Origin of the sequence: Plantactinospora sonchi (assembly GCF_036422035.1) — a bacterium.
GTDB lineage: Bacteria > Actinomycetota > Actinomycetes > Mycobacteriales > Micromonosporaceae > Plantactinospora > Plantactinospora sonchi.
Genome location: NZ_JAZGQK010000023.1, coordinates 81,437 through 95,591, shown reverse-complemented (window position 1 = coordinate 95,591; position 14,155 = coordinate 81,437). Strand labels below are relative to the sequence as shown.

The window sequence follows — 14,155 nt, the reverse complement described above, 5'->3', positions numbered from 1 at the left end:
GGAGGGGCCACGATGACCCTGGAAGCGCGGGCCATCGGCACCCCGCTGGACCGGTTCGACGGGCCGGCGAAGGTCACCGGCACCGCCCGGTACGCCTTCGAGCAGCCGGTGGAGAACCCCGCCTACGTGTACCCGCTGCAGTCGACCATCGCGACCGGTCGGGTCACCGCGGTGCAGACCGGGGCGGCGGAGGCCGTGCCCGGCGTGCTGGCGGTGTTGACGAGCCGGAACGCGCCACGGGTCGCCTCCTCGGACGATCCGGAGATCGCGCTCCTGCAGACCGACGAGGTGACCTTCCGGGGGCAGTTCGTCGGCGCGGTCGTGGCCGAGACCTCGGAGGTCGCCCGGCACGCCGCCGCACTCGTCCGGTTCGACTACCTGCCGGTGCCGCACGACGTCGAGCTGCGCTTCGACCATCCGGACCGGTACGCCCCCGAGGTGGTCAACGGCGGCTTCGCCACCGACAACGAACGCGGCGACCCGGAGGCGGCACTGGCCGGGGCGGCGGTACGGCACGAGGCGGTCTACACCACCCCTCGCTACCACCACAACCCGATCGAGCCGCACTCCACCACCGCGCTCTGGGCGGACGACCGGCTCACCCTGTACGTCGGCAGTCAGGGGGTGCACCGGCTGCGTACCTCGATCGCCGAGCTGTTCGGGCTCGCCGAGGAGCGGATCCGGGTGATCTCGCCGCACGTCGGTGGCGCGTTCGGGTCGAAGCTGCACGCGCACGCCGACGTCAGCCTGGCGGTGCTCGCCGCGATGTCGGTGCCGGGCCGGCCGGTGAAGCTCGCGCTCACCCGGCAGCAGATGTTCTCCCAGGTCGGCTACCGGACCCCGTCGATCCAGCGGATCCGGCTCGGTGCCGACGACGCCGGGCGGCTGGTCGCGGTCACCCACGAGGCCGTCCAGGTCACCGCCCGGAACAAGGAGTTCGCCGAGCAGACCGTGACGCCGACCCGGGTGATGTACGCGGCACCGAACCGGCGTACCACGCACCGGATGGTCCGGCTCGACGTCTCCACGCCGACGATCATGCGGGCCCCGGGCAAGACGCCCGGGATGTACGCCCTGGAGTCGGCGATGGACGAGATGGCGATCGCCTGCGGGCAGGATCCGGTCGAGTTCCGGATCACCAACGAGCCGTCGGTCGACCCGGAGTTGGACCGGCCGTTCTCCAGCCGCAACCTGGTGGCCTGTCTGGAGGAGGGGGCACGCCGCTTCGGCTGGGCCGGACGCGACCCGGCGCCCCGCAGCCGTCAAGAGGCCGGCTGGCTGGTCGGCACCGGCGTCGCCGCCTCGATGTACCCGGTCTACCGGTTGCCGGGTTCGGCCGCGACGATCCGGCTGGACCCGGACGGTCAATACACGGTGTCGATCGGGGCGGCCGATCTCGGCACCGGCACCTGGACCAGCCTGACCCAGATCGCCGCCGACGCGTTGACGGTGCCGGTCGACCGGATCACGCTGCGGATCGGCGACACCGACCTGCCGCCCGCGATGGCGGCCGGTGGCTCGTCCGGGATGACCTCGTGGGGCTCCACCGTGGTCGAGGCCGCCCGCCAGCTGACCACCCGGCTCGCCGAGGAGTACGGCGGCACCGTACCGGCCACGGGGATCGAGGTCAGCGTGCGGATGCCGGAGAACCCGGAGATGGAGCGGCTCTCGATGTACGCCTTCGGCGCGCAGTTCGCCGAGGTGCGGGTGCACGGGGAGACCGGTGAGGTCCGGGTGCCCCGGCTGCTCGGTGTCTTCGCCGCCGGCCGGATCATCAACCCGAAGACCGCACGTTCGCAGCTGCTCGGCGGAATGACGATGGGGCTGTCGATGGCGCTGCACGAGCAGGCGGTGATCGACCCACGGTTCGGTCACGTGGTCAACCAGGACCTCGCCGAATACCACATCGCCACCAACGCCGACGTCGGCGCGGTCGAGGTGCACCTGCTGCCCGAGGACGACCCGTACGTCAACCCGATGGGCTCCAAGGGCATCGGCGAGCTGGGCATCGTCGGGACCGCCGCGGCGATCGCCAACGCCGCCCACCACGCCACCGGGGTACGGGTCCGGGACCTGCCGGTGAGCCTGGACCACTTCCTCGACGGGGCGGTGCCGGGCGGGCGGTGAACGCTGCCCGCCGCCGGCCGCCACGAGCCGCCCGAGGGCGCCGGTGCGACGGTGGTCGGCGGGCGGTGAGCGGGTGGTTCCGTTCGGTCAGGTGGTGAATCCGACGATCGTCCGGACGGGCGGCGTTCGTACACTGGCGCGGTGACCGTAGCAGCGCCGATCGTCGCGCCCAGCATCCTCGCCGCCGACTTCGCCCGGTTGGCCGACGAGGTCCGGGCGGTGGAGTCCAGCGCGGACTGGCTGCACGTCGACGTCATGGACAACCACTTCGTGCCGAATCTCACCATCGGGCTGCCGGTGGTGCAGAGCCTGCTGGCGGTGACGGACCTGCCGTTCGACGTACACCTGATGATCGAGGATCCGCGCCGCTGGGCGCCGAGTTACGCCGACGCCGGGGCGTACAACGTCACGTTCCACGCCGAGGCGTGCGAGGACCCGGTCGCGCTGGCGAAGGACCTGCGGTCGGCCGGCGCGAAGGCGGGACTGGCGATCGACCGGGACACTCCGATCGAACCGTACCTTGACCTGTTGCCCAGCTTCGATACATTGCTGATCATGACTATCAAGGCGGGTTTCGGGGGGCAGCGGTTCATCCCCGAACTGCTCGACAAGGTCCGGACCGCCCGTCGGCACGCGGCGGCGGGTCACCTGGAGTTGCGGATCGAGGTGGACGGCGGGATCGCGGCCGACACCATCGCGCAGGCAGCGGAAGCCGGTGCGGACGCCTTTGTCGCCGGCACCGCGGTCTACGGCGCCGCGGATCCCGCCGCGGCGGTGACGCAGCTGCGGCGGCTGGCCGAAACCGCCGCGCCGCGGGCATGAGCGAGCACCTCGTCCGGCTCGGTGTCGGAGTGTCGTCATGAGCGTCGACGGGACCGAGGAGCGGCCCGACCTGATCCTGGTCGTCGACGACGACGAGGATATTGTCCGGTTTGTCTCATTCAACCTTAAGTTGCATGGTTTCGAGGTCATACAGGCCCGGGACGGCCAGGAGGCGCTCGAGATGATCGAGCGGGGGCGTCCCGACCTCGTGGTGGTCGACCTGCGGATGCCCCGGATCGACGGGCTGGAGCTGACCCGGCGGCTGCGGGCCAACCCGATGACCTCCGCGCTGCCGGTCATCATGCTCACCGCCAAGGGGCTGACCGTGGACAAGGTCCACGGGCTCACTGCGGGCGCGGACGACTACCTGGTCAAGCCCTTCGACACCGCGGAACTCGTGGCCCGGGTCAGTTCCACGCTGCGGCGGAACAAGGAGGCGCGGGAGGTCTCCCCGTTGACCGGCCTGCCAGGCAACACCCGGGTCCGGCGTGAGATCGGCGACCGGGTACGCAGCGGCGTCGACTACGCGGTCGGGTACATCGACATCGACCGGTTCAAGAGCGTCAACGACCGGTACGGCTTCGTCCGGGGCGACGAGTTCATCAGCGCGCTGGCCCGCAGTCTGCACCGGGCGGTCGTCTCGGTGGGGCTGCCCCCGGCCTTCCTCGGGCACATCGGCGGCGACGACTTCGTGATCGTCTGTGCCCCGGAGCAGGTCCGGCCGCTGACCGAGCGGGCCGTGGTCGACTTCGAGAAGACCGCCGACGAACTCTACGACCCGGAGGACGCCAAGCGCGGGTACGTCGAGCTGAAGGACCGGCGGGGCAACATCCAGCGGGCCCATCTGGTCACCCTCTCCATCGGCGTCTCGCTCTCGGTGCCCGAGCGCCGGTTCACCGACCCGCTCGAGGTGATCGCCGCCGCGTCCGAGATGAAGACGGTGGCGAAGAGCCAGCCCGGATCCTTCGTGGCGATGGACCGGCGGCGCGGCCCGAAGACGCGCGGCAGTGGCGAACTCAGCTGAGCGGGCCGGCTCAGCTGAGCGGGCCGGGTGACCCCGCCGGGACGTGACCGGGGTCACTGCGATGTGAAGTCCGTCGCCTCGTTGACCTCTGGCGCCCCGTTTCGTGTAACACTCGACCGGTACCCACCACGCGCTGGCGGGACTCGGTGAAATTCCGAACCGGCGGTGATCCGGGGCGACAGCTCCCGGTAAGCCCGCGACCCGGTCGGCCGAACGGCCGCCCGGTGGACCTGGTGAGAACCCAGGGCCGACGGTTGGGCGCGGGCATCCGCCCACGCCCAGACAGTCCGGATGGGAGACAGCGCGCGGAACGGACGGGCCTGGTCGGCCAGCTTTGCCATGCCGACCGTCGTGGTCCGTCGGGGTCGGCCGCTGCCGTCCCCGTTTCTCCGTCTCCGCCTGCCCGGCCCACCGGCCACCGGCCGGTACCCTCCCCGCCCCGCCCGCGCACCGGGAGAACGCGCGAGGGAGAGGGAGAAGGATCGGCATGGGGAGTGTCTCCACCGACGAGGCGATGCGCCGCGCGATCGTGCTGGCGGCCCGCGGTCTGGGCACGACAAGTCCCAATCCGCTGGTCGGCTGCGTGCTGCTCGACTCGCGGGGCGAGATCGTGGGCGAGGGCTTTCACGCCTACGCCGGTGGCCCGCACGCCGAGATCGTCGCGCTCGCCCAGGCCGGCGAGCGGGCCCGGGGCGGCACCGCGGTGGTCACCCTGGAACCCTGCAACCACACCGGCCGGACCGGGCCCTGCACCCAGGCGTTGATCCGGGCCGGCGTCCGCCGGGTCGTGGTCGGGGTCACCGACCCCAACCCGGTCGCCGCCGGCGGCGTCGAGACGCTGCGGGCCGCCGGGATCGACGTGGAACTCGGGGTCCGGTCCGTCGAGGCGGAGGCCGGCAACCTGGCCTGGCTGACCGCGGTACGACGCGGACGGCCGTATCTGATCTGGAAGTACGCGGCGACCCTGGACGGGCGGATCGCGGCGGCCGACGGCACCAGCATGTGGATCACGTCCGAGGCGGCCCGGATCGACGTGCACGCGCTGCGCGGCACCGTCGACGCGGTGATCGTCGGGGTCGGCACGGTGCTCGCCGACGACCCGAGGCTGACCGTCAGGAACCTGCGCGACGGCAGCCTCGCCATCCGGCAGCCGCTGCGGGTCGTGGTCGACAGTGAGGGACGTACCCCGGCCGACGCCCGGGTCCGGGACGCCGCCGCTCCGACCTGGGTGGCGACCGTCGACGAGGTCGGCGCCGGCCCGGACGGCAAGGTCGACCTGCCCGCCCTGCTCGCCGTCCTCTACCAGCGCGGGGTACGTGCGGCCCTGCTGGAGGGCGGCCCCATCCTGGCCGGGGCGTTCCTCGCCGCCGGACTGGTCGACAAGGTCGTCGGATACCTGGCACCGAAGCTGCTCGGCGCCGGCCCGGCCGCCCTGGCCGACGCCGGCCCCCGGACCATCTCCGAGGTCATCGACCTGGAGTTCACCGACATCACACCGGTCGGACCCGATCTGCGGGTCACCGCGTTTCCCCGGAAGACGGAGGGCTGAGCGAATGTTCACCGGAATCGTGGAGGAGTTGGGCGAGCTGGTCAGGCGGACCGACACGGGCGACGATTCGGCCCTGGTCGCCATCCGCGGTCCACTGGTCGTCTCGGACGCCCGGCACGGCGACTCGATCTCGGTCAACGGGGTCTGCCTGACCGTGGTGGACGTCGACGAGGACATCTTCACCGCCGACGTGATGGGTGAGACGTTCCGACGTACCGCGCTGGGGGCGTTGGGTCCCGGCGACCCGGTCAACCTGGAACGGGCCGCCACGCTGGGCAGCCGGCTCGGCGGACACCTGGTGCAGGGACACGTCGACGGGGTGGCCGAGATCGTCCGGCGGGAGCCGGCCGAGCAGTGGGAGACGGTGACCTTCACCCTGCCCGCCGGGCTCGCCCGGTACGTCGTGGAGAAGGGCTCGATCACCGTGGACGGGATCTCGCTCACGGTGGCCGCGCTGGACGCGGAGACGTTCTCGGTCGGGCTGATCCCGACCACCCTCAAGGCGACCACCCTGGGTCGCAAGGAGGTCGGCGAGCCGGTGAACCTCGAGGTGGACGTGCTCGCCAAGTACGTGGAGCGACTGCTCACGACCGGTGGACGACTGCCGGCCGACGGACTGGAGGCCGTGGCATGACAACAGGATTCGGCAGCATCGAACAGGCCCTGGCCGACATCGCGGCCGGCCGGCCGGTGGTTGTCGTCGACGACGAGAGCCGGGAGAACGAGGGCGACCTGATCTTCGCGGCTGAGAAGGCCACGCCCGAACTGCTCGCCTTCATGGTCCGGCACACCTCCGGCTACATCTGCGCGCCGATCACCGAGGAGGAGGCGGACCGGCTCGAGCTGCCGCCGATGTACCACACCAACCAGGACCGGCGCGGTACCGCGTACACGGTGACGGTCGACGCCCGGGAGGGGGTCAGCACCGGCATCTCGGCGGCGGACCGGGCACACACCATCCGGCTGCTCGCCGACCCCGCGACCGACCCGACCGACCTGAGCCGGCCGGGGCATGTCGTACCGCTGCGGGCCAAGGCCGGTGGGGTGCTGCGCCGGCCCGGACACACCGAGGCCGCCGTCGACCTGGCCCACCTGGCCGGGCTCCGGTCGGCCGGGGTGCTCTGCGAGCTGGTCAACGACGACGGCACCATGATGCGACTGCCGGATCTGGAGAAGTTCTCCGCCGAGCACGGGCTGACGCTGGTCACCATCGCGGATCTGATCGCCTACCGGCGCCGGACCGAACGGCAGGTCGAGCGGGTCGTGGAGACCCGCCTGCCGACCCGGTACGGCGAGTTCCTGGCCATCGGCTACCGCGCCGAGTACGAGTCCGCCGAGCACATCGCGCTGGTCCACGGCGAGGTCGGCGACGGGCGGGACATCCTGGTCCGGGTCCACTCGGAGTGCCTGACCGGGGACGTCTTCGGGTCGCTGCGCTGCGACTGCGGTCCGCAGCTGGACGCCGCGCTGGCCCGGATCGCCGCCGAGGGGCGGGGAGTGGTCCTCTACATGCGTGGGCACGAGGGGCGGGGCATCGGCCTGCTGCACAAGCTGCAGGCGTACCAGTTGCAGGACCTCGGGCGGGACACCGTCGACGCGAACCTCGACCTGGGACTGCCCGCCGACGCCCGCGACTACGGCACCGGCGCGCAGATCCTCTACGACCTCGGGGTCCGGTCGATGCGGCTGCTGACGAACAACCCGGCCAAACGCGCCGGCCTGGAGGGGTACGGACTGACCGTGGCCGGTCGGGAACCGATGCCGGTCCGGGCCACCCCGGAGAACCTCCGGTACCTGCGGACCAAGCGGGACCGGATGGGTCATCTGCTGGACGAACTGGACGGTCCGGCGGGCGTCGGAGGTGTGACCGGGCTGGTTGAGGCGGTGCGTCCGGCGGGGGAGCGGACCCGGCGCGGGGAGCAGTCGACCCGGCCGACGGAGGAGTTGGCGGGACAGGCCGCCGGCCCGGCGGGGCCGGCGGGATTGACCGAGGTTACGGAAAGGTTGGCGTGACGATGGCGGGTTTCGGAGAGCCGGAGGTGTCCACGGTGGACGCGTCGGGGCTCACGGTCGGAGTGGTGGCGTCCCGCTGGCACGGCGAACTCACCGACCACATGTTGGACCGGGCGGTCACCGCGGCGAAGGCGTGCGGTGTGGACGACGTGGTGGTGGCCCGGGTCGCCGGTTCGGTGGAGCTGCCGGTGGTGGCCCAGGCGCTGGCCCGGCGCTGCGACGCGGTGGTGGCGCTCGGCGTGGTGATCAAGGGCGCGACGGCGCACTTCGACTACGTCTGCCAGTCGGTGACCGAGGGACTCACCCGGATCGCGTTGGACACCTCGACCCCGGTCGCGCACGGCGTACTCACCGTGAACAACCTGGAACAGGCCCGGGACCGGGCCGGACTGCCAGGCTCGGCCGAGGACAAGGGCTGGGCCGCCACCGTCGCCGCCCTGGAGGCGGCCGTGGCGATCCGGGAGATCAACGCGCTGCCCTGACCGGCGGCCGTGGGCGGGGGACCGGGCGGGACGCAACCTGCCCGGGTCAGCTCAGGCCGAGACCGTGCAGGGCGATCGCGACGAAGCCACGTACCGACCGGTCCCAGCCGGGCACGTCGGTGTCGTAATCGTGGACGCGCGCCTCGGTCAGCACGTCGAGCGCCAGGTCGGGCAGCCGCTCGCCGTCCGGTCCGGCCAGCCGCAGGGCCAGCGCCACCGCCGCCGTGACCCGGACGACCGGCTCGGCGGCCGACAGCAGATCCTGAAGAACGGGATGGACCCGCGGTGACTCGGCGGGCCAGCGGGCCAGCGTCAGGTTCGCGCTGGCCCGGACGTCGCGGCGGGTCGCGGGGACGGCCAGGAGCGCGGCCAGCGCGGCCCCGCTGGGCGGAAACCAGGCGACCAGTTCGGCGGCGAGCGCAGCGACCAGGTCGTCCGGGTCGGTGAGCCAGTCGACGTACCGGTCGAGGTGTCCGGCCCCGGCGAAGAAGGCGTCCGCTTCCCAGCGGACCGCCACGCCGTCCGCCAGCTCCGCGGCCTCCTCGTGGTCGAACAGGTCCTCTGCCTGCAGATGCCGCTCCACCAGCGCCGCCTGCTCGTCGGTGATCCCCTCGGCGGCGGCGAAGACCCGTCGGGCGTCGAACGGCAGCGCGTCGTCGCGCCGGTCGCCGAGCACCACCGAACGGAGCAGGTCGACCACCGCCGCCCGGTCCGGGGTGGCCGGGTCGTCGACGAGCGCCACCAGGAACGGCACCACGGACCGGCTCGCCCCCCACCGGGTGCCCTGGTGGTAGACGTTGCCGAACAGTTCCGACAGCGCCGCCTGCCGGACCTCCGCCTGCGTCGAGCGCAGCGCCCGCAACTGATCCGGTACGTCGACCGCCGGCCCGTACGCGTGGTGCAGCGACTCCCACGCGACCGCGTCGAGTCCGGCCAGCGGGTCGGTCAACCGTGTCATCCGACCGTTCTACCAGCCGGGTCGGACAGGCAACGCGAGGGCCGATTCCCGCCAGCATCCGGTCGGCGGCCGGAGCAGGATCGAAACATGATCACTACCAAGACAACCGCGTTCAGGGTGCGGACCATCTCCCGATCGGAGTTGGACCGGGTCCGGGCGAGCGGGCGGGACGCCTCCGGTCATCCGGTCGAGCGGCAGACCGCCGAGGGCGGCGAACAGCTGCGCTGCTGCCTGCGGCCGGCCGAGCCGGACGAGCCGATCATGCTGTTCGGCTACCAGCCGCCGATGCCGGCCAGCCCGTACCGGGAAACCGGAGCAATCTACGCGCACGCCGAGCCGTGCGGCGGCCCGAGCGGGTCCGACGGCTATCCGCCCGCCTTCCGGGGCCGGCGGCAGGTCCTGCGGGCGTACGACAGCAGGGGCTGGATCCGGACCGCCCGGGTGCACGACGGCGCCGATCCGGAGGCGGTGATCAGCGACCTGTTCACCGACCCGGAGGTCGTCGAGCTGCACAGCCGCAACGTCGCCTGGGGCTGTTACACCTTCACCGTCGAGCGGGCCGGGTAGCCGGGTGGGCCGACGCGGGCGGGACGGCCGGCCGGTCAGAGCCGACCGGCCTCGATGATCCGGCGCAGGAACTGCCGGGTACGCGGCTGCGTCGGCTCGCCGAGCACCTGTCGCGGCGGCCCCTCCTCGAGGACCCGGCCTGCGTCGAGGAAACAGACCCGGTCGGCGACCTCGCGGGCGAAACCCATCTCGTGGGTGGCCAGCACCATCGTCATGCCCGCCGTCTTCAGGTCCCGGATCATCGTCAGCACCTCGCCGACGAGTTCCGGGTCGAGTGCCGAGGTCACCTCGTCGAGCAACAGCAGCCGGGGCGAGTTGACCAGGGCGCGGACGATCGCCACCCGCTGCTGCTGGCCGCCGGAGAGCCGGTCCGGGTAGGTGTCGGCGCGGTCCGCCAGGCCGACCCTGGCCAGCAGTTCCCGGGCCTGTTCCTCGGCCTCGGCGCGGGGCCGCCGGTGCACCCGGACCGGCGCCAGGGTGATGTTGTCCAGCACCCGCAGGTGCGGGAACAGGTTGTACGACTGGAAGACGATGCCGATCCGGCGACGTACCAGGTCGGGGTCGGTGCCGGGCGCGGTGATGTGCTCGCCGTCCAGGTGCACGGTGCCGTCGTCGAGCTCCTCCAGCAGGTTGACGCAGCGCAACAGGGTGGACTTGCCGGAACCCGACGCGCCGATCAACGCCACCACCTCGTGTTCGGCCACCTCGAGGTCGAGCCGGTCGAGTACCACGTGTCCGGCGTACACCTTGCGCAGGGCGCGGCAGCTCAGCACCGGTGGACTCATCGGGCCGCCTGCCGGCGGGCGGCCCGCAGCGTCACCCAGTCGGTGACCGCGACCAGTGGGATGGCGAGCAGCACGAAGAGCATCCCCGCGACGATGTACGGCGTGTAGTTGAAGGTCTCGGCGGTGGCGATCTGCGCCGCCCGTACCGCGTCGATCGGCCCGGCCAGCGAGACGAGGCCGACGTCCTTCTGCAGTGCCACGATGTCGTTGAGCATGGGCGGGGCGACCCGGCGGACCGCCTGGGGCAGCACGACGTACCGCATGGTCTGCCGGTGGGTCAGGCCCAGCGACCGGGCGGCGGCGAGCTGGCTCGGATGCACCGACTCGATACCGGCCCGGAAGACCTCGGCCAGGTAGCCGCCGTAGACCAGCACCAGCGCGGCCCCGCCGAGCACCAGCACCGACGGCATGCCCTGCAGCCGCAGTCCGGGCACCCCGAGGGTGAAGACGTACAGCACGATGATCAGCGGCAGGCCGCGGAACGTGTAGGTGTAGCCGGCGGCCAGCGCCCGGACCGGGAAGAGGACCGGGCCACGCAGCGTACGCAGCAGCGCCACGACCAGCCCGACGGCGAGCGCGCCGACGGCGCAGAAGGCCAGCAGCCGGATGTTGAGCCACAGTCCGGTGAGGATCTCCGGCAACGCCGCCCGGGCGGTCCGGATGTTGAGGAAGGACTGACGGACCCGTTCCCAACCGGGAGCGCCGGTCACCGCCACCACCAGCAGCGTGCCGAGTACGCCGGTCGAGGTGGCGGCGACCAGCACCGAGCGGACCGTCTGCCGTTTCCGGTGGGCGGCCCGCGCCAGCGCGATCGGGGACGGACGGTGGTCGGCCAGGGTCACGTGATCTCGACGACGCCCGCCACCTCGGAGAGCCAGGTCCTCTCCAGGTTGGTGAGCGTGCCGTTGTCCCGCAGGGTGTTGACCGCGGTGCTGACGCACCCGGTCAACGGCGAGTTCTTGTCGAGGACCACGCCGAACGTCTCCGGCAGACCGACCTGGGGCAGTTGACCGACGATCACCGCGTCCTTGAGCTGGGACGAGGTGATGTAGAAGGCAGTCGGCAGGTCGACCACGATCCCGTCGACCTGCCCGTTCTCCAGAGCCTTCTTCGCGTCGTCGTTGGTGTCGTAGACCTGCGGCTTGACGGTCGGCTGGATGACGTCGGTGATCGCCTGGTAGCTGGTGGTGCCGACCTGTGCGCCGAGTTTGACGTCCTTGAGGTCGGCGAGCTTCGTCCGACCGGCGACCTTCGAGTTCTTCATCCCGACGACGGACTGCCGGACCAGGTAGTACGGCGAGGAGAAGTCCACCGCCTGCTGGCGTTCGTCACTGATCGAGAACTGGCTGAGGGTGAAGTCGAAGTCCTTGGGTCCCGGGGCGATGGCGTTGTTGAACCTGACCCGGATCCACTGCACGTCGACCCGGGCGAAGCCGAGCTGCTCCGCGATCTCGTAGGCGACCGCGGACTCGAAGCCCTTGCCGTTGCCGGGCAGGTTGTCGCTGAACCAGGGCGCGTACGCGGGATCGTCGGTCGCGACGGTGAGTTTGCCGGGGCTCTTGGTCTTCAGGTTCTCCTTGGTGCAGGCGTTGTTCTGCCCCGGGGGTGGGGCGGGATCGACCACGGGTGCGCAGCCGGCGAGGGCCGCGAGCAGGATGCTGGCGGTCGCGAGCGCGACCGGCGTAGATCGGCGAGCCATGGCCGACAGCATAGGCACACGTCGAGGTGAGCCATAGATCTCCATCGGTTCATCCCAGATATTCGCGGACCTGCGACGATCTGCCGGACGGGCCGGATTTAGTCGGGTATCGGCCCGTCCGGTGGTGTCACCTGACCGACGGCGGTACACCGGAGACCAGCGGAGCTTGCGGTGCGGCCCGTGGTCGGACCGCGGTCGGGGGTGGCGGGTTCGGATTGACAGGTCGGATCGGAAGACGACACGGCGGGCGGTAAACCGCGACGGGTGTTCACGCGTCACCTCTGCGTGACAACCCACCTGGTCTCCGACCCGCCCGGCGGGAGGACCATGACGTACTCCGGACTTCCGCCGGAGTGGACGGCGGACGAGGCGGTCACCCGGCTCTTCGTCGCCCACTACCGGCCGCTGGTACGCCTCGCCACGCTGCTCCTGCACGACCGGGGCGCGGCCGAGGAGATCGTGCAGGACGGCTACGTCGCGTTGCACGGCCGGTGGTCCCGGCTGCGTGACCCGGACAGGGCGCTCTGCTACCTGCGGACCAGCGTGGTCAACCGGTGCCGGTCGGCGCTGCGGCACCGCCGGGTCGCCGAGGCGTACGCCGCGACGAACCGGACCGCGCGCGACGCGCCGAGCGCGGAGAGCGGCGCCCTCGACCTGCTCCGGCACGACGAGGTGATCACCGCGTTGCGGGCCCTGCCGCCCCGGCAGCGGGAGGCGGTCGTCCTCCGCTACTACGTGGAGCTCTCCGAGGCCGAGACCGCCGAGCTGATGCGGGTCAGCCGGGGCGCGGTGAAGAGCCACACCTTCCGCGGCCTCGCCGCGCTGAAACAGAGCCTGGGGGGAGCGCGGACATGAACATCCGACCGAGCGGTGGGGCCGACGGGGCCGACGGGGAGGGACGACCGGTGGACGGGTACGGAGCGGGACCGGAGGAGAACCGGTGGGCCGCCGACGATGAGCGGCGACCGACGGACGAGGAGGTACTGCGTCGGATCCTCGCGGCGCACGCCGAGCGGATCGAACCGGATCCGGACGCGCTTCCGGAGATCCGGCGTCGGATCCGGGACGGCGGGCGGGACGCCTCGGCCGGCCGGTGGCCGAGCCCGGCCCGGGTGCTGCCGTCGTTCGCCGGACGGCGCTGGTCGCCGGTGGCCGCCGGAGTGGTGACGGTCGCCGTACTGACCGTGGCGGCAGTGGCGGTCGGACTCGCCGGCGGGCTTCCGACCGCCACGCCGGAGCAGGTCGTCGCGCCGGTCGCCGGGTCGGCCACCACACCGCCGCAGCCGAGCCCGCCGGGCTCCGCCGACCCGGCCCCGGCCCCGTCCGATCCGGCCACGGCGGACCCGGTCGCACCGTCGGCGCCGACGGGTACCGACTCCGACCAGCGGCGGGCCGACCTCGCCGTCTACTACCTGGGCGGCCCCGTCGACCGGCCCCGGCTCTACCGGGAGTTCCACCGGCTCTGGCTGCGCGACGGCTCGGCCCGGGACCGGGTCACCGCGGCGGTGCGGAACATGCTCGACGGCCCGTCCGGCATCGACCCGGACCACCGTACGGGCTGGCCGGCCGGGACCGACCTGCGCGGGGCGTCGGTCCGGGCCGGCGTCGCCACGGTGGACCTGACCGGAGTGTCCCGGCACACCACCGACGCGCTCGGGGCGCGGCTCGCCGTACAGCAACTGGTCTGGACGGTCACCGCGACCCCCGGCGTGACCGGGGTACGGCTGCGGCTCGACGGCGCCCCGGTCGGCCGGCTCTGGGACCGGGTCGACGTCTCCGGGGTGCTGCGCCGGGCACCGGCGGTCGACGTACTCGCCCCGGTGTGGCTGATCTCGCCGCAGCACGGGGACACCGTCCGGAGCACCTTCGAGGTGCACCTGGCGGGGATCCTGCCCGAGGCGACCGCGCAACTGCGGATCCAGCAGGACGGCCGGACCGTACACGAGCAGGTGGTCACGTTGTCGATCGCCGGGCCGGCCCAGGGGGAGAAGCGGTTGCGGATCACCCTGCCACCGGGGCGGTACACCCTGACCGCGTACGCGACCTCGCTGGCCGACGGGACCGAGCAGCACCACGACGACCACCTGGTGACGGTCCGCTGAACCGGCCGACGGTGGACCGGCGGACGG

General features: G+C 72.2%; 13 protein-coding genes and 1 pseudogene. 10 read left to right on the top strand and 4 right to left on the bottom strand.

All coding sequences use genetic code 11. The annotated features are described in order from the left end of the window. Window positions 1-12 precede the first annotated feature (12 nt). From V1633_RS25370 to ribH, 7 genes and pseudogenes are all read left to right on the top strand, one after another. Window positions 13-2,127 (top strand): xanthine dehydrogenase family protein molybdopterin-binding subunit, encoded by a 2,115-nt coding sequence (locus V1633_RS25370; protein WP_331216908.1) that lies wholly within the window; start codon window positions 13-15, stop codon window positions 2,125-2,127. 141 nt (window positions 2,128-2,268) lie between these two features. Next, the gene (gene rpe, locus V1633_RS25365) at window positions 2,269-2,949 is read left to right on the top strand and encodes a ribulose-phosphate 3-epimerase (RefSeq protein WP_331216907.1); all 681 of its coding nucleotides are present in this window, start codon (window positions 2,269-2,271) and stop codon (window positions 2,947-2,949) included. A 37-nt stretch (window positions 2,950-2,986) separates the two neighbouring features. Next, window positions 2,987-3,973, top strand: coding sequence for a GGDEF domain-containing response regulator (locus V1633_RS25360; protein WP_331216906.1), 987 nt, complete (start codon window positions 2,987-2,989; stop codon window positions 3,971-3,973). A gap of 487 nt (window positions 3,974-4,460) precedes the next feature. Next, window positions 4,461-5,522, top strand: a complete 1,062-nt coding sequence (ribD, locus tag V1633_RS25355) for a bifunctional diaminohydroxyphosphoribosylaminopyrimidine deaminase/5-amino-6-(5-phosphoribosylamino)uracil reductase RibD (RefSeq protein WP_331216905.1) — start codon at window positions 4,461-4,463, stop codon at window positions 5,520-5,522. Window positions 5,523-5,526: 4 nt separating this feature from the next. Continuing rightward, a complete protein-coding gene (locus tag V1633_RS25350; protein WP_331216904.1) occupies window positions 5,527-6,156 on the top strand; it encodes a riboflavin synthase in 630 nt (209 codons plus the stop codon). Next, window positions 6,153-7,352, top strand: a pseudogene (locus V1633_RS25345) (bifunctional 3,4-dihydroxy-2-butanone-4-phosphate synthase/GTP cyclohydrolase II); the annotation flags it as partial. The gene V1633_RS25350 and the pseudogene V1633_RS25345, both read left to right, overlap by 4 nt. Before the next feature lie 185 nt (window positions 7,353-7,537). Then, complete coding sequence (gene ribH, locus V1633_RS25340; protein ID WP_331216903.1) at window positions 7,538-8,017, top strand: 6,7-dimethyl-8-ribityllumazine synthase; 480 nt, start codon at window positions 7,538-7,540, stop codon at window positions 8,015-8,017. A gap of 46 nt (window positions 8,018-8,063) precedes the next feature. Here the strand turns inward: ribH and V1633_RS25335 are convergent, their stop codons facing one another. Further along, the gene (locus tag V1633_RS25335; protein ID WP_331216902.1) at window positions 8,064-8,975 is read right to left on the bottom strand and encodes a hypothetical protein; all 912 of its coding nucleotides are present in this window, start codon (window positions 8,973-8,975) and stop codon (window positions 8,064-8,066) included. Window positions 8,976-9,062: 87 nt separating this feature from the next. Between V1633_RS25335 and V1633_RS25330 the strand changes: the two genes are divergently transcribed. Next, complete coding sequence (locus tag V1633_RS25330) at window positions 9,063-9,542, top strand: DUF1203 domain-containing protein (RefSeq protein WP_331216901.1); 480 nt, start codon at window positions 9,063-9,065, stop codon at window positions 9,540-9,542. Window positions 9,543-9,577: 35 nt separating this feature from the next. Here V1633_RS25330 and V1633_RS25325 read toward each other — a convergent pair whose 3' ends face one another. From V1633_RS25325 to V1633_RS25315, 3 genes are read right to left on the bottom strand one after another with little or no spacing between them, the layout of a single operon-like run. After that, a complete protein-coding gene (locus V1633_RS25325) occupies window positions 9,578-10,327 on the bottom strand; it encodes an amino acid ABC transporter ATP-binding protein (protein ID WP_331216900.1) in 750 nt (249 codons plus the stop codon). Beyond that, window positions 10,324-11,169, bottom strand: coding sequence for an amino acid ABC transporter permease (locus V1633_RS25320; RefSeq protein WP_331216899.1), 846 nt, complete (start codon window positions 11,167-11,169; stop codon window positions 10,324-10,326). The genes V1633_RS25325 and V1633_RS25320 overlap by 4 nt, the downstream gene beginning before the upstream one ends. Beyond that, window positions 11,166-12,026 (bottom strand): ABC transporter substrate-binding protein, encoded by an 861-nt coding sequence (locus tag V1633_RS25315; RefSeq protein WP_331216898.1) that lies wholly within the window; start codon window positions 12,024-12,026, stop codon window positions 11,166-11,168. The genes V1633_RS25320 and V1633_RS25315 overlap by 4 nt, the downstream gene beginning before the upstream one ends. A 264-nt stretch (window positions 12,027-12,290) precedes the next feature. On the opposite strand from V1633_RS25315, the gene V1633_RS25310 reads away from it, so the two are divergent. Then, window positions 12,291-12,881: a SigE family RNA polymerase sigma factor gene (locus tag V1633_RS25310; RefSeq protein WP_331216897.1), complete on the top strand. Its 591-nt coding sequence runs from the start codon at window positions 12,291-12,293 to the stop codon at window positions 12,879-12,881. After that, window positions 12,878-14,128, top strand: coding sequence for a GerMN domain-containing protein (locus V1633_RS25305; RefSeq protein WP_331216896.1), 1,251 nt, complete (start codon window positions 12,878-12,880; stop codon window positions 14,126-14,128). The genes V1633_RS25310 and V1633_RS25305 overlap by 4 nt, the downstream gene beginning before the upstream one ends. Window positions 14,129-14,155 lie beyond the last annotated feature (27 nt).

Coding starts and splice junctions, on each gene's coding strand:
- V1633_RS25370 (WP_331216908.1), top strand. CDS start 13: ATGACCCTGGAAGCGCGGGCCATCGGCACCCCGCTGGACCGGTTCGAC.
- V1633_RS25360 (WP_331216906.1), top strand. CDS start 2,987: ATGAGCGTCGACGGGACCGAGGAGCGGCCCGACCTGATCCTGGTCGTC.
- ribD (WP_331216905.1), top strand. CDS start 4,461: ATGGGGAGTGTCTCCACCGACGAGGCGATGCGCCGCGCGATCGTGCTG.
- V1633_RS25350 (WP_331216904.1), top strand. CDS start 5,527: ATGTTCACCGGAATCGTGGAGGAGTTGGGCGAGCTGGTCAGGCGGACC.
- ribH (WP_331216903.1), top strand. CDS start 7,538: ATGGCGGGTTTCGGAGAGCCGGAGGTGTCCACGGTGGACGCGTCGGGG.
- V1633_RS25335 (WP_331216902.1), bottom strand. CDS start 8,975: ATGACACGGTTGACCGACCCGCTGGCCGGACTCGACGCGGTCGCGTGG.
- V1633_RS25330 (WP_331216901.1), top strand. CDS start 9,063: ATGATCACTACCAAGACAACCGCGTTCAGGGTGCGGACCATCTCCCGA.
- V1633_RS25325 (WP_331216900.1), bottom strand. CDS start 10,327: ATGAGTCCACCGGTGCTGAGCTGCCGCGCCCTGCGCAAGGTGTACGCC.
- V1633_RS25315 (WP_331216898.1), bottom strand. CDS start 12,026: ATGGCTCGCCGATCTACGCCGGTCGCGCTCGCGACCGCCAGCATCCTG.
- V1633_RS25305 (WP_331216896.1), top strand. CDS start 12,878: ATGAACATCCGACCGAGCGGTGGGGCCGACGGGGCCGACGGGGAGGGA.